Origin of the sequence: Dactylosporangium sp. NPDC006015, assembly GCF_040614215.1 — a bacterium.
GTDB lineage: Bacteria > Actinomycetota > Actinomycetes > Mycobacteriales > Micromonosporaceae > Dactylosporangium > Dactylosporangium maewongense.
Map to the genome: position 1 here is coordinate 102231 of NZ_JBEXUD010000028.1, position 18043 is coordinate 120273.

General features: G+C 71.4%; 18 protein-coding genes. 9 read left to right on the plus strand and 9 right to left on the minus strand.

Annotated elements, in window-relative coordinates:
- Window positions 1-25 precede the first annotated feature (25 nt).
- Window positions 26-1309, plus strand: a complete 1284-nt coding sequence (murA, locus tag ABZ321_RS37405; protein ID WP_344510297.1) for a UDP-N-acetylglucosamine 1-carboxyvinyltransferase — start codon at window positions 26-28, stop codon at window positions 1307-1309.
- A 195-nt stretch (window positions 1310-1504) separates the two neighbouring features.
- On the opposite strand, the gene ABZ321_RS37410 is transcribed toward murA, so the two are convergent.
- Window positions 1505-1816, minus strand: coding sequence for a hypothetical protein (locus ABZ321_RS37410; protein ID WP_354900257.1), 312 nt, complete (start codon window positions 1814-1816; stop codon window positions 1505-1507).
- Between the two features lie 89 nt (window positions 1817-1905).
- On the opposite strand from ABZ321_RS37410, the gene ABZ321_RS37415 reads away from it, so the two are divergent.
- Window positions 1906-2757, plus strand: coding sequence for a 3-hydroxyacyl-CoA dehydrogenase family protein (locus tag ABZ321_RS37415; RefSeq protein ID WP_354900259.1), 852 nt, complete (start codon window positions 1906-1908; stop codon window positions 2755-2757).
- Here the strand turns inward: ABZ321_RS37415 and ABZ321_RS37420 are convergent.
- The 3 genes from ABZ321_RS37420 to ABZ321_RS37430 are packed head-to-tail and all read right to left on the minus strand — an operon-like array spanning window position 2742 to window position 6707.
- The gene (locus ABZ321_RS37420; protein WP_354900261.1) at window positions 2742-5039 is read right to left on the minus strand and encodes an ATP-binding protein; all 2298 of its coding nucleotides are present in this window, start codon (window positions 5037-5039) and stop codon (window positions 2742-2744) included. The two genes, ABZ321_RS37415 and ABZ321_RS37420, sit on opposite strands and share 16 nt — an antisense overlap.
- 43 nt (window positions 5040-5082) lie before the next feature.
- Window positions 5083-5868 (minus strand): ABC transporter permease, encoded by a 786-nt coding sequence (locus tag ABZ321_RS37425; protein WP_344510292.1) that lies wholly within the window; start codon window positions 5866-5868, stop codon window positions 5083-5085.
- Complete coding sequence (locus ABZ321_RS37430) at window positions 5865-6707, minus strand: ABC transporter ATP-binding protein (protein ID WP_344510290.1); 843 nt, start codon at window positions 6705-6707, stop codon at window positions 5865-5867. Before ABZ321_RS37430 ends, ABZ321_RS37425 begins: the two co-directional genes overlap by 4 nt.
- A gap of 77 nt (window positions 6708-6784) precedes the next feature.
- Between ABZ321_RS37430 and ABZ321_RS37435 the strand changes: the two genes are divergently transcribed.
- A complete protein-coding gene (locus tag ABZ321_RS37435; RefSeq protein ID WP_344510288.1) occupies window positions 6785-8800 on the plus strand; it encodes a protein meaA in 2016 nt (671 codons plus the stop codon).
- Between the two features lie 12 nt (window positions 8801-8812).
- Here the strand turns inward: ABZ321_RS37435 and ABZ321_RS37440 are convergent, their stop codons facing one another.
- Complete coding sequence (locus ABZ321_RS37440) at window positions 8813-9442, minus strand: DUF4126 domain-containing protein (RefSeq protein ID WP_344510286.1); 630 nt, start codon at window positions 9440-9442, stop codon at window positions 8813-8815.
- Between the two features lie 65 nt (window positions 9443-9507).
- Here ABZ321_RS37440 and nucS point away from each other — a divergent pair, with 65 nt between their 5' ends.
- The gene (gene nucS, locus ABZ321_RS37445; RefSeq protein ID WP_344510284.1) at window positions 9508-10167 is read left to right on the plus strand and encodes an endonuclease NucS; all 660 of its coding nucleotides are present in this window, start codon (window positions 9508-9510) and stop codon (window positions 10165-10167) included.
- A 92-nt stretch (window positions 10168-10259) separates the two neighbouring features.
- On the opposite strand, the gene ABZ321_RS37450 is transcribed toward nucS, so the two are convergent.
- Window positions 10260-11765, minus strand: coding sequence for an aldehyde dehydrogenase family protein (locus ABZ321_RS37450; RefSeq protein ID WP_344510282.1), 1506 nt, complete (start codon window positions 11763-11765; stop codon window positions 10260-10262).
- Window positions 11766-11869: 104 nt separating this feature from the next.
- On the opposite strand from ABZ321_RS37450, the gene ABZ321_RS37455 reads away from it, so the two are divergent.
- Complete coding sequence (locus tag ABZ321_RS37455; RefSeq protein ID WP_354900264.1) at window positions 11870-12673, plus strand: alpha/beta fold hydrolase; 804 nt, start codon at window positions 11870-11872, stop codon at window positions 12671-12673.
- Window positions 12674-13239: 566 nt separating this feature from the next.
- Here ABZ321_RS37455 and ABZ321_RS37460 read toward each other — a convergent pair.
- From ABZ321_RS37460 to ABZ321_RS37470, 3 genes are all read right to left on the minus strand, one after another.
- Window positions 13240-13941 (minus strand): SDR family NAD(P)-dependent oxidoreductase, encoded by a 702-nt coding sequence (locus tag ABZ321_RS37460; protein ID WP_344510278.1) that lies wholly within the window; start codon window positions 13939-13941, stop codon window positions 13240-13242.
- 155 nt (window positions 13942-14096) lie between these two features.
- Complete coding sequence (locus ABZ321_RS37465) at window positions 14097-14597, minus strand: MarR family transcriptional regulator (protein ID WP_344510276.1); 501 nt, start codon at window positions 14595-14597, stop codon at window positions 14097-14099.
- A gap of 80 nt (window positions 14598-14677) precedes the next feature.
- Complete coding sequence (locus tag ABZ321_RS37470) at window positions 14678-15034, minus strand: DoxX family protein (RefSeq protein WP_354900266.1); 357 nt, start codon at window positions 15032-15034, stop codon at window positions 14678-14680.
- Between the two features lie 133 nt (window positions 15035-15167).
- Here ABZ321_RS37470 and ABZ321_RS37475 point away from each other — a divergent pair, with 133 nt between their 5' ends.
- Genes ABZ321_RS37475 through ABZ321_RS37490 form a run of 4 tightly spaced genes read left to right on the plus strand, consistent with a single transcriptional unit; the run spans window position 15168 to window position 17923 of the window.
- Entirely contained in the window at window positions 15168-15584 is a 417-nt protein-coding gene (locus tag ABZ321_RS37475) for a hypothetical protein (RefSeq protein WP_354900268.1), read from the plus strand.
- Between the two features lie 30 nt (window positions 15585-15614).
- Window positions 15615-16598 carry an alpha/beta hydrolase gene (locus ABZ321_RS37480; RefSeq protein ID WP_354900270.1) on the plus strand — a complete coding sequence of 328 codons (984 nt, stop codon included), beginning with the start codon at window positions 15615-15617 and terminating at the stop codon, window positions 16596-16598.
- A 10-nt stretch (window positions 16599-16608) separates the two neighbouring features.
- Window positions 16609-17109, plus strand: coding sequence for a DUF456 domain-containing protein (locus ABZ321_RS37485; protein ID WP_344510268.1), 501 nt, complete (start codon window positions 16609-16611; stop codon window positions 17107-17109).
- A 58-nt stretch (window positions 17110-17167) separates the two neighbouring features.
- Window positions 17168-17923, plus strand: a complete 756-nt coding sequence (locus tag ABZ321_RS37490) for a maleylpyruvate isomerase family mycothiol-dependent enzyme (protein WP_354900272.1) — start codon at window positions 17168-17170, stop codon at window positions 17921-17923.
- Window positions 17924-18043: the final 120 nt, after the last annotated feature.

An 18043-nucleotide genomic window follows, 5' to 3' on the forward strand; every position in this document is an offset into this window, starting at 1 on the left:
CTTCACCGTACGGAATGCACCTACGATGGCGGTCGTGGACGTGATCCGTGTGAAGGGCGGCGCCAGGCTCGCCGGTGACGTGTCGGTGGTCGGCGCCAAGAACTCCGCCTTGAAGCTCATGGCCGCCGCGCTGCTGGCGACCGGGCGTTCTGTGCTCACCAACGTGCCCCGTATCACCGACATCGCCATCATGGCGGAGGTGCTGCGCCGCCTCGGCTGCGAGGTCGAGCAGGACGAGGACCGCGTCATCATCGACGTGCCCGAGCGGCTCGGCACCGAGGCCGACTACGACCTCGTGCGCCGGCTGCGCGCCTCGATCTGCGTCCTCGGCCCGCTGCTGGCGCGCTGCGGGCACGTCCGCGTGGCGCACCCCGGCGGCGACGCGATCGGCTCGCGCGGCCTCGACATGCACGTCGAGGGCCTGCGCCGGATGGGCGCGGACATCTCCGGCGAGCACGGCTTCGTCATCGCCACCGCCCCCAAGCTGCACGGCGCCACCATCTGGCTCGACTTCCCGAGCGTCGGCGCCACCGAGAACCTGCTCATGGCCGCGGTACTGGCGAACGGCCGCACCGAGATCGACAACGCGGCCCGCGAGCCGGAGATCGTCGACATCTGCCGCATGCTCACCGACATGGGCGCCGACATCTCCGGCGCCGGCTCCTCCCGCCTCGTCATCGAGGGCGTCCCCGAGCTGCGCCCCGTCTCGCACCGCACCGTTGGCGACCGCATCGTCGCCGGCACCTGGGCCTTCGCCGCCGCCATGACCCGCGGCGACGTGACCGTGCACGGCATCGATCCGAGCTTCCTGGAGATCGCGCTGGACAAGGTCGCCACCGCGGGCGGCCAGGTCGACACCACCCCGGACTCCTTCCGCGTCCGCATGGCCGACCGCCCCCGCGCCGTCGACGTGGTCACCCTGCCGTTCCCCGGCTTCGCCACCGACCTGCTGCCCATGGCGGTCGGCCTGTCCTCCGTCAGCGAGGGCTCGTCCCTCATCACGGAGAACATCTTCGACGGCCGCTTCATGTTCATCAACGAGATGTCCCGCCTCGGTGCCGACATCCGCACCGACGGCCACCACGCGGTGGTCCGCGGCGTCGAACGCCTCTCCGGCGCCCCGGTCACCGCCACCGACATCCGCGCCGGCGCCGGCCTGGCCATCGCCGGCCTCTGCGCCGACGGCGTCACCGAGATCCGCCACGTGCACCACATCGACCGCGGCTACCCGAGCTTCGAGTCGGACCTGCGCGGCCTGGGCGTCGAGGTCGAACGCGCCGTCGCACCCCCCGACCAGTTCGACTTCTGAGCTGCTGCAATTCCCCCACCGCTGCCGCGGCGGGGCCCGGCGGGGATTCTCACCCGCACCCCAATGCGCCGCTCCGCGACGCACTGCCCGCGCCGAGACGCGAGGCAGGCCAAGCGGCTGCGCCGGTTTCCGTGATCCGGAAGACTTTGTGCTGCTATGACGACACAAAGTCTTCCGGATCATGAGGAACGGGGATTACTGCGCCAGGAGTAGGCGGGCGCGGTCGTACTCGTCGGCGAAGACGAGGACGCGGACCATGCCGTCGGAGCCGGTGGCGAGGGTGGCGCGCAGGCCGTTGCGGCGGAGGCGGTCGCGGACGTCGCGGGCGAAGGCCAGGTCGCCGATGAGCGAGACCGAGCGGAGCAGGCCGTAGTCGGGGGCGCTGCCGGGCTCTGGCAGGCGGACGCCGGACTGGCTCGGGCGCCGTTCGCCGAGGCGGAGCAGGCGGATGATCAGGATCAGGGTGGCGAGTGCGCCGGCGGACGCCGCCCATCCTGCGAGGTACATGAGGGGCACACTGACAGTCTGCCACTAGATGATCACCCTTCGGAGCCGGATAAGGTCAGCAGGTCAACGACGATGCGAGAGGGAGTCACATGGCGGGTCGACTGGCGGTCATCGGGGCGGGGCTGATGGGGTCTGGCATCGCCCAGGTCGCAGCGCAGGCCGGGTGGGAGGTGACGCTGCGGGACCTGACCGATGAGGCGACACGGCGCGGTGTGGACGGCATCGAGAAGTCGCTGACGAAGTTCGCGAGCAAGGGCGTGATCGCCGAGGACGACGTGCAGCAGGCCCTCGCCAGGATCACCACCACCACGGACCTGGACGCGGCGGCGGAGGCGGACATCGTCGTGGAGGCGGTGTTCGAGCGGCTGGACGTGAAGCAGGAGCTGTTCGCCACGCTGGACAAGATCTGCCGGGCGGACGCGGTGCTGGCGACGAACACGTCCGCGATCCCGGTGACGCAGATCGCGACCGCGACGCAGCGGCCCGAGCAGGTCGTCGGGACGCACTTCTTCAGCCCGGTGCCGGTCATGAAGCTGTGCGAGCTGGTGCGCGGCTACAAGACCAGCGACGAGACGCTGGCGACGGCGCGGGCGTTCGCCGAGGAGATCGGCAAGACGTGCATCGTGGTCAACCGGGACGTCGCCGGTTTCGTCACCACGCGGCTGATCGCCGCGCTGGTGGTCGAGGCGGTGCAGCTGGTCGAGAGCGGCGTGGTGAGCGCCGAGGACCTCGACCTGGCGTGCAAGCTCGGCTTCGGCCACGCGATGGGGCCGCTGGCGACGACCGACCTGACCGGCGTCGACGTGCTGTACCACGCGGCGAAGAACATCCACACCGACACCGCCGACCCGAAGTTCTTCCCGCCGGAGCTGCTGGCGCGGATGGTCGTCGCCGGGGACCTGGGGCGCAAGACCGGGCAGGGCTTCTACAAGTACGCCTGAGCGAGCTCCGCCGGGGCTTCCAGCGCGACGGGAGCCCCCGGCAGGGTGAAGCTGAAGCGGCTGCCGCCGCCGGGGTTGTCCACCACGGTGATCGAGCCGCCGTGCCGGTCGATCACGCGGCGGCAGATGGCCAGTCCGAGGCCGGTGCCGCCGTACGACTGGCCGGTGTGCGCCCGGTGGAAGGACTCGAAGACGTAGGGCTTGTCGGCGTCGGGCACGCCGATGCCCCGGTCCGCGACCTCGACCCTCACCCAGCCCGGTCCGGCCGGTGACGCGCTGACGTCGACCTTCGGGATGCGGCCGGGTTGGACGTACTTGAGGGCGTTGCCGATCAGGTTGTCCAGCACCTGCCGCAGCATCGCCGGGTCGGCGTCGACCCACGGCAGCGGTCCGACGTAGATGTCCGGGCGGACCGCGAGGTGGTTGACCCGTTCGGCGACGACCTCGGCGACGAGCCCGCCCAGGTCGAGCGGCCGCGGTTTCAGGGCCGCGTCGCGAGCCGTGGTGTAGGCGAGCAGGTCGTCGATCAGCCGCCGCATCCGCACCACCCCGGCACTGACCCGTTCGACGCTCGCGCCGGCGTCGCGAAGACCCGCGACGATCGCGTCCCGCGCGCCGGCGTCGCGGGAACCCGCGACCAGCGTGCCCCCGGCGCCGGCGTCGCGGAAACCCGCGACCAGCGCGTCCCAGGCGCCGTCGCCGAGCAGGGCCGAGGACGAGGACAGCAGCGCGTCGTGCGCCATCTCGGCGTGGGCGGCGATGACGGTCAGCGGGTTCTTCAGGTCGTGGGCGACGATGCCCGCGAAGGCGGTCAGGTCGCCCTCGCGCTCCCGTACCTCCGTGATGTCGTGGAAGACGGCGATGGCACCGCGCCGCCCGTCCACGTCGAGGGGCCGCCCGCTGACGGACAGCAGCGTCCCCTCCGGCCGGCCGGCGTTGCGGATGACCATCTCGACGCCGTCCGTCGACTCGCCGGCGAGGGCGCGCACCAGCGGCAGGTCCGCGGTCGGGAACTCGGTCCGGCCGTCGGGCCGGAAGATGCCGTAGTGCGACTGCCAGGAATCCATCCCTGTGGCGTCCGCGTCCATGCCGAGGATCGCCTTGGCGGCCGGGTTGTGGACCAGGAAGGTGCCGTGCTCGTCGACCACGCCGACGCCGTCGCTGATCCGGTCGAGAATGCCGTTGAGCAGCGCGACCTGCCGGCGGGCGGTGCGTTCGGCCTCGCGCAGCCCGGCGGTGGCGGACACGACCCGGGCCTCGGCACGGGCCCGGCCGCCGGCGAGGGCCCACAGCATGGCCACGACCAGCAGGGTCAGCATCGTGCCGCCGGCGCCGATCGCGAGCGGGGCGGTGTCGGCCGGGCCGGACAGCCCGGCGAGCCGGCCGGAGTCGGCGGCCAGGACGAGCCGCCAGCGCCGGTTCCCGACCGGGATCGCCACCTCGCGGCGCAGGTCGGTGCCGGGGATGCGGTGCAGGAACGCGACCCGGGTGTCCTGGCCGACGCCGTTGGCGGCCCACAGGTCCGCGTCGACCTTGCCCTGCGTGGCGGCGTCCAGCACGCCGCCGACGAAGTCCTGCCCGCGCAGGCCGAAGACGACCCAGCCCTTGAACGTCTTCGTGCCGGCGGGCGTCGGGTTGCCGAACACGGGCGCGGCGATCGCGAACGAGCGCTGCTGCTGCGCGACGGGCAGGGAGCGGTCGCGGAGCAGGATGTACGTGTCGGACACGGCGGGCGCGCCCGCGCGGCGGGACTCGTTGAGGGCGGCGGTCGGCTCGGCGGACTGCGACAGGTCGGTGCCGGGGAGGGTCGCGGGCGCCCCGTCCAGCGGCCGGGAGAAGATGACGAACAGGTGCTCCCGCCCGCTGCCCTTGGCGGTCAGGTCGAGTCCCGTGACGCCGCGGTCCCGCCAGTACGCCTGGACCTGCTCCAACTGGGAGTCCTCGGCGGCCACGACGAAGACCAGCGAGGTGGCTCCGGGCAGTCCGGCGTCGCGCAGCGGGGCGGTGGTCGTGGCGAAGTCGTCGAAGGTCAGCGTCTCGTGCGATCCGACGGCTGCGGCGACGGTGCGCAGCGTGTCGAGGTACCGGTGGACCTCGGTGCGCACGGCCGCCTCGGCGAGCGACGTGTCGCGGTCCATGACGGCGTTGGCCCGGGCCTGCTGGTTGCTCCGCAGGGAGGCGGCCGCGTTCCAGGACGCCGCCAGCCCGAGGGCGAGGACGAGCAGGATCGCCAGGATGCCGACAGCGCCGGCATGCCGGACCGCCGTGCCCAGCCGACCCATCACCCCGCACTGATCGGCAACCGGGTTGCAACCCTGAGCGAAACTATCCCCGGTCGGTCCAGCGGAACGTGAAGATGCACAGCGCCAGCCCGATCACGACCCAGGCGCCGAGCGCCACGGCCACGTGCCCGAGCGCCCAGGACCCGCCGACCTCCCGCGCCGCGAACGAGTCCGGCAGGAAGACCGAGCGCATGCCCTGGGTCATCCACTTCAGCGGGAACAGCGACGCGATGGAGCGCATCCAGTCGGGGAGGCTCGTGTACTGGAAGAACACGCCGGAGATGAACTGCAGCACCAACGCGACCGGGGTCACGATCGCCGGCGCGCCGCGTCCGGAGCGGGCGAGCGAGGAGAACGCGATCCCGCACAGCGTGCACGCGCTGATGCCGAGCACCGCGACCCAGGCGAACGTCGCCCACTTCGCCGCCGTCGCGGGCAGCGGCAGGTCGTAGAAGGCCGCCGCGGTCACGAGCAGCACCACGGTCTCCGCCGCACCGATGGCCAGGACCATGACGACCTTGCCGATGAAGTACGCGGTCCGCGGCATCGGCGTGCCCCGCAGCCGCTTGAGGATCCCCTTCTCGCGCTCCATCGGGATCTGGATGGCGAGGGACTGGAACCCGGTGGTCAGCAGCCCGGCGGCGATCATGCCGGCGGCGAAGTACTGCGTGAACGACACGCCCGGGGCGATCTCGGCGTCGAAGACCGAGCCGAAGATGACGAGGAGCAGCAGCGGGAAGAAGAGCGTGAAGATCACCGACTCCCGGCTGCGCAGGAACTGCTTGATCTCCAGCCCGCCGCGGGCCAGTCCGAGCCGCAACGTGGTCATTCGCCGGCGCCGATCATCCGCAGGTACACGTCCTCGAGGCTGGGTCTGGTCACGGTCAGGCCGGGGACCTCGCCGCCGAACCGCGCGGCGAGCCGGGTCACGACCGCGGTCGGGGTGTCGGTCTGCTCCTGGCGCGGGCCGTCCGGCTCGTCCCAGGTGACGGTCGTGGCGGAGTTGCCGCGGTTGCCGAGCCGGGCGGGGGTGTCGACGGCGATGAGCTTGCCGCCGACGAGCACGCCGACCCGGTCGGCGAGGTTCTCGGCCTCGTCCAGGTAGTGGGTGGTGAGCAGGATCGTGGTGCCGGCCGCGGCGAGCGCCCGGATCAGCCCCCAGAACTCGCGCCGCGCCTCGGGGTCGAAGCCGGTGGTCGGCTCGTCGAGGAACAGCAGTTCGGGCCGGCCGATGATGCCGAGCGCCACGTCGAGGCGGCGCTTCTGCCCGCCGGACAGGATCCGCGTCCGGGCGCCACGCTTGTCGGCGAGCCCGACCCGCTCGATGACGGCGTCCGGGTCGTCGGCGTTGCGGTAGTACAGCGCGAAGTGGTGCACGACCTCGCGCACGGTCAGGTCGTCGAACTCGCCGGTGCTCTGCAGCACGATGCCCACCCGCTGCCGCCACGCCGCGTCGCCGTCGTGCGGGTCCACGCCCAGCACGGTCGCCTCGCCACTCGTACGCCGGCGGAACCCCTCGAGAATCTCGACCGTCGTCGTCTTGCCCGCGCCGTTGGGGCCCAGCAGCGCGAAGACCTCACCGCGGTGCACGTCGAGGTCGACGCCGTCGACGGCGACATGTCCCCGGTACCGCTTGTGTAGCCCACGCACGGTGATCGCATCCGTCACGGCGTTCACTATAGGCACGAGGCTCCGGTGAGGATTTTCACCAGCCTCACCAAATTACCGTTCAGTAAGGTGCTTGTATGGCGAAGCTCCCCGAGCGCGACCGCCCGTGGGTCATGCGCACCTATGCCGGCCACTCGTCAGCGGCCGCTTCCAACGCGCTGTTCCGGCGCAACCTCGGCAAGGGTCAGACGGGCCTGTCGGTCGCGTTCGACCTGCCCACACAGACCGGCTACGACCCCGACGCCGAGCTGGCGCGCGGCGAGGTCGGCCGGGTCGGCGTGCCGGTCGCGCACCTCGGCGACATGCGCACGCTCTTCGACGGCATCGACCTCGGTCTCGCGAACACCTCGATGACCATCAACGCCACCGCGATGTGGCTGCTCAGCCTGTACGTGACGGTGGCGCGCGAGCAGGGGGCGCCGCTCGCCTCGCTCGCGGGCACGACCCAGAACGACATCGTCAAGGAGTACCTGTCCCGCGGCACGCACATCTTCCCGCCGGGGCCGTCGCTGCGCCTGACCACCGACACCATCGCGTGGACCGTGGCGAACTGCCCGAAGTGGAACCCGGTCAACATCTGCTCGTACCACCTGCAGGAGGCCGGCGCGACGCCCGTGCAGGAGGTCGCGTTCGCCCTGGCCACCGCGATCGCCGTGCTCGACGCGGTCCGCGACTCGGGCCAGGTGGCCGACTTCGCCGCCGTCGCGGCCCGGATCTCCTTCTTCGTCAACGCCTCCGTCCGCTTCGTCGAGGAGACCGCGAAGATGCGGGCCTTCGGCCTGCTGTGGGACCGGATCCTGACCGACAGGTATGAAATTTCCGACAAGTCGGCGAAGCGGTTCCGGTACGGCGTGCAGGTCAACAGCCTGGGCCTCACCGAGTCGCAGCCCGAGAACAACGTGCAGCGCATCGTGCTGGAGATGCTCGGCGTGACGCTGTCGCGCGACGCCCGGGCCCGCGCCGTGCAGCTGCCGGCGTGGAACGAGGCCCTCGGCCTGCCCCGCCCGTGGGACCAGCAGTGGTCGCTGCGCATGCAGCAGGTCCTCGCGTTCGAGTCCGACCTGCTGGAGTACCCGGACCTGTTCGAGGGCTCGCACGTCATGACCGCCCTCGTCGACGACCTGGTCGCCGGCGCGACCGCGGAACTCGACCGGGTCCTGGAGATGGGCGGGGTCGTCGCCGCCGTGGAGTCCGGCTACCTCAAGAGCGCCCTCGTCGCGTCGCTCGCCGAGCGGCGCGGCCGGATGGAGCGCGGCGAGGACGTCGTGGTCGGCGTCAACCGCTTCCCCGAGACCGAGCCGTCGCCGCTGGTCGCCGCCGGTGCCGCCGCGATCGAGCAGATCGACCCCGCGGTGGAGAGCGCCGCAGTGGAGTCGCTGCTGGCCTGGCGCGCCGCTCGTACACCGGCCGACGTCGACAACGCGCTCGAGCGGCTGCGGCAGGTCGCGGGCGGCACCGGGAACCTCATGGAGGCCACCCTGGACTGCGTCCGCGCCGGCGTCACCACCGGCGAGTGGGCGTCGGTGCTGCGGGACGTGTTCGGTGAGTACCGCGCCCCCACCGGGCTGACCGGCGCCGTCTCCGCAGGGGCTTCGACGGTGCCCGGCTCCGCGCTGGTGGCGGTCCGCGAGCGGGTCCGGCGCACCGCGGAGGAGCTCGGCGCGGGCCGGCTGCGGATGCTGGTCGGCAAGCCCGGCCTCGACGGACACTCCAACGGGGCCGAGCAGATCGCCGTCCGCGCCCGCGACGCCGGCTTCGAGGTGGTCTACCAGGGCATCCGCCTCACGTCGGCGCAGATCGTCGCGGCGGCCGTCGAGGAGGACGTCGACCTCGTCGGCCTCTCGGTCCTGTCAGGTTCACATCTGGCGGCGGTCGCGTCGGTGCTGGAGGGCCTGCGCGCCGAAGGCCTCGATGACCTCCCGGTCGTGGTCGGCGGCATCATCCCGCCGTCCGACGCCGCCACGTTGCTCGCCTCCGGGGTGGCCAGGGTCTTCACCCCGAAGGACTTCGCGATCACCGACGTGGTCGACGAGCTGGTCACCGTCGTCCGGGAGGCGCACAAGCTCCCCATCCTGGTGATCCAGGCGCAGTGACGCGGCTCGCGGTCAGGTCGGCCGGTACCCCTGGGACTGGGCCCACCTGGCCGCGGCCTTCTCCTCCTTGCGCCGCTTGCGGCGTCGCATCAGCCACCAGAACGCCACGAACAGCAGCACGATGAACAGCAGCACCAGCACCGGCAGGATGATCGCGACGAGCGACATCGCCACGCTCGCGATGTCCTCGATCGTGCTCACCACCGGCGCGCCGAAGCCCGCCGTGCTGGCGTTGATCACCGGTCTGGACGCGGCCTTCATGCCGTGCACGCCGAGCGAGATCGCCCCGCCAACCACCAGCGGCACCCATTGATGGCTGCTGAAGAACGAGCCGGGATCGGTTACCGTCACCGTCTCGGAGCTCGACGCCGCGCCGAACGCGAGCCCGCCGGCGGTCGGCCGCACGAACGTCTGCAGCACGTCGTTGACATGGTCCACCACCGGCACCTTGTCGGCGACGAACTCGATCGCCAGCAGCGCCGCGACGATCGTGAGCGTCCAGCCGTTCTCCATCCACGCCCAGTTGTCGGGCAGCGTGATGAGATCGGTGTATCTCGCGAGCACGCCGATGGCGAGCAACGGGATGTAGGCGTTGAGCCCGGCCGACGTGGCCAGGCCGAGCCCCGTCAATGACTCAAGCACGCCCCTAGCATGACATCGACCCGCCACTTCGGCGCTGCTGTCCGGGCCCGGCTAGGCTGTCGCGCGTGCGTCTCGTCATCGCCAAGTGCTCGGTCGACTACATCGGCCGGCTCACGGCCCACCTGCCGCCCGCCATCCGCCTCATCATGGTCAAGTCCGACGGCTCGGTCCTGGTGCACTCCGACACCGGTGGCTACAAGCCACTGATGTGGATGACGCCGCCCTGCCGACTTTCGCAGACCGACGGTCTGTGGAGCGTGGTGAACAAGGGCGGCGAGGAGCTGCAGATCACCGTCGAGGAGATCCTGCACGACACCGACCACACTCTCGGCATCGATCCCGGCCTGGTCAAGGACGGCGTCGAGGCGCACCTGCAGGTGCTGCTCGCGGCCGCCCCGCACACCCTCGGCGAGGGCTACACGCTGGTGCGCCGCGAGTACATGACCGCGATCGGCCCCGTCGACCTGCTGTGCAAGGACGCCGAGGGCGCCTCCGTCGCCGTCGAGATCAAGCGCCGCGGCGAGATCGACGGGGTGGAGCAGCTGACCCGCTACCTGGAGCTCCTCGGCCGCGACCCGTTGCTGGCCCCCGTCCGCGGCATCTTCGCCGCCCAGGAGATCAAGCCCCAGGCCCGGGTCCTCGCCGAGGACCGCGGCATCCGCTGCGTCGTCCTCGACTACAACGCCCTCCGCGGCGTGGTGAAGGACGAGCTGACGCTGTTCTGACCCGCGCGCGTTCAGGCCTACCGTGATCGAATGACGGATCTGGTCGTCATCACAGCCAGATCCGTCATTCGATCTTCACGCCGACCGGCCGGCTACTTGGTGCGGCCGTGGATGAGCTTGACGAGCTTCAGGGCCTGCAGCATCGACTTCTGGGTGCGGTCGAACGTCGTCAGGGGCAGCAGGGTCGGGCCGCGGCGCTTCACGATCGCCTTCGGCCGGGTGAACTCGCGCAGGCCGTCCTCGCCGTGGATGCGGCCGAAGCCCGAGCCGCCCACGCCGCCGAAGGGCAGCGACGGCATGCCGGCGAAGGTCAGGGCCGAGTTGACCGACGTCATGCCGGAGCGGATGCCGCGGGCCAGCTCCAGGCCGCGGGACTTGGAGAAGATCGCGCCGCCCAGGCCGTACCCGGTGCCGTTGGCGCGCTCGACGGCCTCCTCGGCGTTCGCGACGCGGGCGATCGTGAGCGTCGGGCCGAAGGTCTCCTCCTGCACGGCGGCCGCGTCCTCCGGCACGTCGACCAGGATCGTCGGGCTGACGAACGGCGGCCGGACCGCCTCGGCGCCGCCCAGGACCGCCCGGCCGCCGCGGGTCAGCGCGTCCTCGATGTGCCGGCGGATGATGTCGATCTGCGAGGGCATCGTGATCGGGCCGATGTCGGCCGTGCCCTCCTCGCCGACCGTGAGCTTCGCCGCGCGGGCCACCACGCGGCCGAGGAACTCGTCGTAGACGCGGTCCGCCACGTACACCCGCTCGATGCCGACGCAGGTCTGACCCGCGTTGGTGAGGCCGCCCCAGACGCAGGCCTCGGCGGCGGCGTCCAGGTCGGCGTCGGCGGCGACGATCATGGCGTCCTTGCCGCCGCACTCCAGCAGCACGGGGGTCAGCGACTCGGCGGCGGCCGCCATGACCTTCTTGCCCGTCGCGGTCGAGCCGGTGAACGCGATCTTGTCCACCCCGGAGCGGCACAGCGCGCCGCCGACGTCGCCCATGCCGTGCACGATCTGCAGCACCGGCTGCTCGGGCACCACCTCGGCGAACCGGTCGACCACCCACTGGCCCACCGCCGGCGTGTATTCGCTGGGCTTGAACACCACTGCGTTGCCGGCGGCCAGCGCGTACGCGATGGAGCCCATCGGCGTGAGCACCGGGTAGTTCCAGGGTCCGATGACCCCGATGACGCCGAACGGCAGATACTCCAGGTAGGAGCTGTGCTCCGTGAGCAGGATGGAGGAGCCGACCCGGCGCCGCCCGAGCACCTTGCGGGCGTGGTTCGCGGCCCAGGCGATGTGGTCGACCGCGGCGATCGCCTCGACGAGCGCGTCCGCGGTGGGCTTGCCGCCCTCGCGGTGCATCAGCTCGGCGAGCTCCTCCAGGCGGTTGGCGATCAGGCTGCGGAACGTCAGCAGCCGCTTGCGGCGGCCGGCGAAGCCGAGTCCGGCCCACCAACCCGCCGCGTCCCGGGCCCGCCGGACCGACTCGGTGACATGATCGGGGGAGGCCACGGGGAAGCGGCCGACCTCTTCGCCGCTGGCCGGGCTGGTCGAGATCAGCGAGCCCTCGTCGATGGCGGGGACGCCGGGAGTTCGCGTGGCGGTCATGGCGCCGAGTGTAAACCCGGAAATTACTCACGAGTAGCCCCGAAAACCGTGTCGAGCGCGCCACGCCCGCAACGACCGACGGTCGAAGCCACCGAGGAGGAGTCATGAAGGTCGAAACGCTCGAGGTGCCCGGGGCGACGCTGCGCTACGAGATCCGTGGCAGCGGGCCCGTCCTGCTGCTGATCTGCGGCGGCGTGTACGACTCGGAGGGCTTCGACGGCCTCGCCGAGGCGCTCGCCGACGAGCGGACCGTCGTCACCTACGACCGCCGGGGCAACTCGCGCAGCCCGCTGGACGGCCCGCCGGCCGTGCAGTCGATCGAAGAGCACGGCGACGACGCGTACCGGCTGCTCGGCGCGGTCGGCGTGACCGAGGACGAGCCGGCGGACGTGTTCGGCAACAGCTCGGGCGCGGAGATCGCCCTGGAGCTCGCCGCCCGGCACCCGGAGCTGGTCCGCACGGTGGTGGCGCACGAGCCGCCCGCGTTCGAGCTGCTCAGCGACGCCACGCACTGGCGCGACCTGATGCGCGAGGTCGAGGCTACCTTCCACCACGACGGTTGGGGCGCGGCGATGCGCGTCTTCGGCGCGGGCCTGGAGATGGCCGACGAGAAGGGCGCCGAGGCGTCACCGGACTTCATGGCGCGGATGCAGGGCAACCTGCCGTTCTTCATCGGCTACGAGGTGCCCGCCTTCGGCGTCTGGGTGCCGGACCTCGACTCGCTGCGCGCGGGGACCGCCCGGATCGTGCCGGCGGTCGGCGCGGCGAGCGCGGGGGAGGCGCCGCACCGGGTGGGGGTGGAGCTCGCGGACCGCCTGGGCGTCGACGTCGTCGAGTTCCCCGGCGGCCACGGCGGCCACGGCGATCCGGCCGCTTTCGCCCCGCGCCTGCGCGAAGTGCTGCTCTGACGCGTCGTGGTCATGCCGGTCGTGATCGAAGTCGTGTGGCGGTCGCCCGGACGGCCACGGTTGTCCTTCGATCATGGCGATCGCGCCGCACGCCCCGGATAAGTACGGCGCACGCCCCGGATAAGTACGGCGCAAGCGCCGCACTTATCCGACATTTCGTAATTGTCCGGCGGGTGCTTCGAAGAGCGCCCTGCCAGATCGCCCGCGCTGCCGGCCTCGCTCGTGCGACGGGATCGCGCTCCAGTCCTCTTCGCCGGACGAAGCTGCCAGTCCCATGGGCGGCGCCGAGCTTCAGCCCTTCCACCGGACAAAAATCGCCCAGGTCGGTCCCATGGCGGCGGCGCCGAGCGTCAGCCATGTCCGTTCGGGCAAGTCGAGCTTCAACCCGGCCCCGTCGGGCAAACCGAGCCCCAACCCCTCCCCGTCGGGCGAACTGCGTTCCGACCCCTCGGGCGAGCTGCGTTCCGACCCTCCCCTTCGGACAAATACGAAATGTCGGATAAGTCTGGCGCTTGCGCCGGATTTATCCGGGGGTGGGTCGGAGTGGTGGACCGTCCGGTGCCGGGCTAGGGGGCGTGCTCCTTGATGATGCGCTCGGCGACGGTGAGGGGGTCGGCGAGGCGACCCTCGGCGTGGGCGTCGAGCCACCGCTGCTGGCCGGGGAAGTAGGTGCCGGAGGCGGCCGCGCGGCGGATGGCGTCCTGCATGCCGGTGTCCATCTGGCCGGGGTCGACGCTGGCGACCGTGACCCGCTCGTCGTCGGCGACCTGCGACGCGACCGCCTCGAAGAACGTCTCGCCGCCGGCCTTCGTGGTGCAGTACAGCGACCAGCCGTCGATGATCCGGTGTGCGGCGCCCGAGGAGATGAACAGCACCCGCAGCCGGGCCTCGCGGGGCGCCGCGCGCAGGAAGCTGTTGGTGAGCACCACGGGCGCGGTCAGGTTGACCGCGATCGCGCGCGTGATCGCCTCGGTGCTGAGCTTGCCGACGGCGCCGATCGGCTCGACGACGGCGGCGTTGTGCAGCAGCACGGCCTCGTCCGCGTCGCGCAGGAACGGTCGCAGCGTGTCGTGGTCGGGCAGCCAGTGCGCGTCGGCGACGTCGGTCGAGAAGAGCGTGATGTCGCCGGGCCGGTCGTCGCGGCTCTGGTGCTGTTCGGGGGTGAAGTGCCGGCCGACCGCGAGGATCCGGTCACCGCGCGCGTTGCACACGTCGAAGAGGGCGGCGCCCAAGCCGCGGGACACTCCGGTGATCACGACCGCACGCATGCGGTCACTCTATTCCTGTCGGACCACGCGCCGACAGGCTCTGTGGTCCCGATGCGGTGACGGCTTTCCGGCTGTCCCTCACAGGCCCTCGATGTCGCGTCTGCGGCAGGTGTACGGCGAGGGCCACGTACCGGCGAAGAGCAGCGGAACGGGAGTCAGGCGCGGGCCTTCGGCACGGGTGGACCCTTGGGCGCGCCGGGGCAACTGGAGCCGAGGCGGTCGGCGACGGCACCGAGCGCGTCGGCGAGGGCCGCGGTCTGGGCGTCGTCGAGGTGGTCGAAGATGAGCCGCCGGACGTCGGCGACGTGGGCAGGGGAGACCTGCTCGGCGAAGCGCCGCCCGGCCTCGGTGACCTTGGCGATGCTGACCCGCCCGTCGCACGCGTCGCCGGACACCTCCACGTAGCCGAGGTCGACCAGCTTGCGCATGCGGTGGCTGAGCCGGCTCTGCGACATGTTCATCTGCGCCGCGAGCTCCGACAGGCGCAGCCCTTCGTCCTCGCCGCTGAGGGCCGCGAGGAGCCCGTACTCCACGTGCACCAGACCGTACGGGCGGAACGTGCGCTCCAGCTCCGGGAAGCCGACGAGCACGACGGCCAGCAGCGACAGCCAAGCGCGTCGCTCGGTGTCGTCCAGCCATCGTGTCTCGTCGTTCATGTCATCCATGGTGCCTCGTCCGGTGCTGCTTGCGGTGTCCACCTGCCGTCCGCCGCGGCCGGTGCGACGTCCGATTCGCGTCAGAACCGGCCGATCGCGATCACCAGCGCGAGCGCGCCGAGCACCAGGTTGACCGGGATGACGGAGTACTCCTTGGCGCGGACGTGGTCGACGACCGCGAGCAGCATGATGACGAGCAGGCCCACGGCGGCGAGCGGGGTCAGCACGGGCGCGATGTCGGTCGCCCACGGCAGGATCAGGCCGAGGCCGCCGAGCAGCTCCGTCACGCCGATGAACTTGATGGTCCCGGCGCTGCGTCGCTGGGTCCAGGTCATGGCGGCGGGCAGCTTCTCCTTCGGCTGGGTCGCCTTCATCAGGCCGGCACCGATGAAGGCGGCGCCGAGCAGGCCCTGCAGGACCCAGAGAACGACGTTCATGGCGATGTCTCCCTAATTGGTTCAAGCTTCAAGTAGATGGTGCGGCACGTGTACTTGAAGCGTCAAGTTCTCATCGCCGTGCATCCGGGAAGGGTGAGCCTGGTTCACCTCTGGGCGGCCCACGGTGGGCCGCATGAGTACGACATCGACAACGGACCGCCAATCCGGCTGGGTCACCGGCTTCGCCGTCTTCGGCGGCAGCATGATGGTCGTCATCGGCATCTTCCAGATCGTGGTCGGCCTGACGGCGATCTTCGAAGACACCTTCTACGTGCTCACCGACAACTATCTGTTCGGCTTCGACGTGGAGACCTGGGGCTGGATCCACCTGGCGCTCGGCGTGGTGGTCGCCGCGGGCGGCGTGGGGGTGCTCGCCGGCCAGGTCTGGGCGCGCGTGCTCGGCATCATCCTGGCCGCGATCAGCGCGATCGCCAACTTCCTGTTCCTGCCGTACTACCCGCTGTGGTCGATGCTCATCATCGCGGCCGACGTCGCAGTCATCTGGGCCCTCACGAAAAACGACCGGAACATGTGGGCCGGCACCATGTGAGGCGGTCGGCCGGGGTGTCACGATGCGGTGATGCACGTCACCACTCGCGGTCCGGTCGACGGCCCTCCGGTCCTGCTCATCCACGGAAACTGCTCGTCATCCGGATATTGGGAGCCCCTGCTGCGCCACCTGCCGCAGGACTGGCGCATCGTCGCGCCAGACCTGCGCGGGTACGGCGCCAGCCCCGCCCTCCCCGTCGACGCCACCCGGGGGGTGCGCGACTTCGCCGACGATCTCGTCCCGCTGCTGAAGGGGTTCGACCGGCCGCCGGTGGTCGTCGGGCACTCGCTCGGCGGTGGTGTCGCGCTGCAGCTGCTGCTCGACCACCCTGATGCCATCGCGGCGCTGGTGCTGGAGGCGCCCGTCTCGCCGTACGGGTTCGGCGGCACCCGGGACCTGTCCGGCACCCCGACCACGCCCGACTTCGCCGGCACCGGCGGCGGATCGGCCAACCCCGACTTCGTGCGGCTCCTCGGTGCCGCGGACCGTGGCACCGAGGAGCAGGCCTCGCCGCGCAACGTCATGCGCGCCTTCTACGTCGCGTCGCCGGACTCGTTCGGCGACGACGAGGAGCTGCTGCTGGACACCATGCTCAGCACGTTCGTCGGCGACGACAACTACCCCGGCACCGGATCGGCCAGCGACAACTGGCCCGGCGTCGGCCCCGGCGACCGCGGGGTGCTCAACACGCTGTCGCCGCGCTGGCTCAACCTCTCGGGCATCGTCGACCTGCCGGTCAAGCCCCCGATCACGTGGATCCGCGGCGACCAGGACGCGATCGTGTCCGACGCGTCGTTCTTCGACCTCGCGCAGCTCGGCAAGCTCGGCCTCGTCCCCGGCTGGCCCGGCGATGAGGAGTGCCCGCCCCAGCCGATGATCGGGCAGACCCGGGCGGTGCTGACCGCGTACGGCCCGTACACCGAGATCGTCTACGAAGGGTGCGGCCACTCCCCGCACGTGGAGCGCGCCGCGGACTTCGCCGCCGCACTGGCGGGTGTCGTCGCCTCCGCTTAGCCTGATCGGCGTGGATGTGACCGACAGCTCCGGCCTCGTGGCCTTCATCTCGGGTGCCGCGGTGCTGATCGGGACCATCGGCGTCGTCATTCCCATGCTCCCCGGCCTGGTCCTGTGCTGGGCCGGGGTCATGGTGTGGGCGGTCTTCGGCGGTCACGGCGCCGTCGGCTGGACCGTCGCGGTCGCGGCCACGATCGTGCTCGGCCTCGGGTTCGCCGCCAAGTACCTCGTCCCCGGCCGCAACCTCAAGCGCGCCGGTGTGCCCAACCTGACCCTCTTCCTCGGCGGCCTGCTGGGCATCGTCGGCTTCTTCCTCATCCCGGTCGTCGGCCTCGTCATCGGCTTCGTCCTGGGCGTCTTCATCGTCGAGCGCATCCGCCAGAAGGACACCAGCCTCGCCTGGCAGTCCACCAAGCACGCCCTCAAGGCCGCCGGCGTGTCGATGCTCATCGAGCTCGCCACCGCCCTGATCATCGCCGGCATCTGGGTGGGCGGCCTGCTGGCCGCCTGAGCCTCGGTGTGACTTTCCGCCGGCGTTTTTTGTCGGGGGGTCGGCTTAGCATGACGGCATGGAAATCGGGCAGCACATCGATGCGTTGGAGCGTGCCGGGCTCGACTTCGTCGACGCCGCCGAGAAGGCGGGCCTCGACGCCCCCGTGCCGACCTGCCCCGACTGGACGGTCCGCGACCTCGTCCAGCACGTGGGTTATGTGCACCGCTGGGCGACGGCCTATGTCCGCGACGCCCGCGCCGCCGTCCTCACCGATGACGAGGAGGAGCAGGCGGTCGGCCCCATGCCGGCCGACGCCGACCTCGTCCCGTGGTTCCAGGCCGGCCACCTCGCCCTCGTCGACCGGCTCCGCGCCGCCCCCGGCGACCTGACCTGCTGGCATTTCCTCCCCGCCGACTCGCCCCTCGCCTTCTGGGCGCGCCGCCAGGCCCACGAGACGATCATCCATCGCGCCGACCTCCACGCCGCCGTCGGCCAGTCCGACGGCGTCGCCCGCGACCTCGGTGTCGACGGCATCGACGAGCTGCTCATGACCTTCTATGCCGCCCGTGGCAGCCGTCTGCGCTGCGACGCCCCCGCCACGCTCGCCGTCGAGGCCTCCGACGCCCCCAACTCCTGGACCGTCCGCATGGGCCCCACCGGCGCCGACATCACCCGCGGCACCGACGCCGCCGCCGACTGCACCCTCCGCGGTCCCGCCAGCGATCTGTACTTAGCCCTGTGGAACCGTCGGGCCACCGCCGACCTCCACGTCAACGGTGACCCCACCGTCCTGTCGCTCTGGCGCTCCAGCGCCACCATCCGCTGGACCTGACCGCCCGCTGCAGTGGCGATCCGTGCCCGGGGGAGTGACCAATTCCGCAATCCGATCGGGCGGCGGTGCGGTCGGCCTGGAGGGAAGCTGCCGCGCATCGGCGCTGGCAGTGCCGCCGCT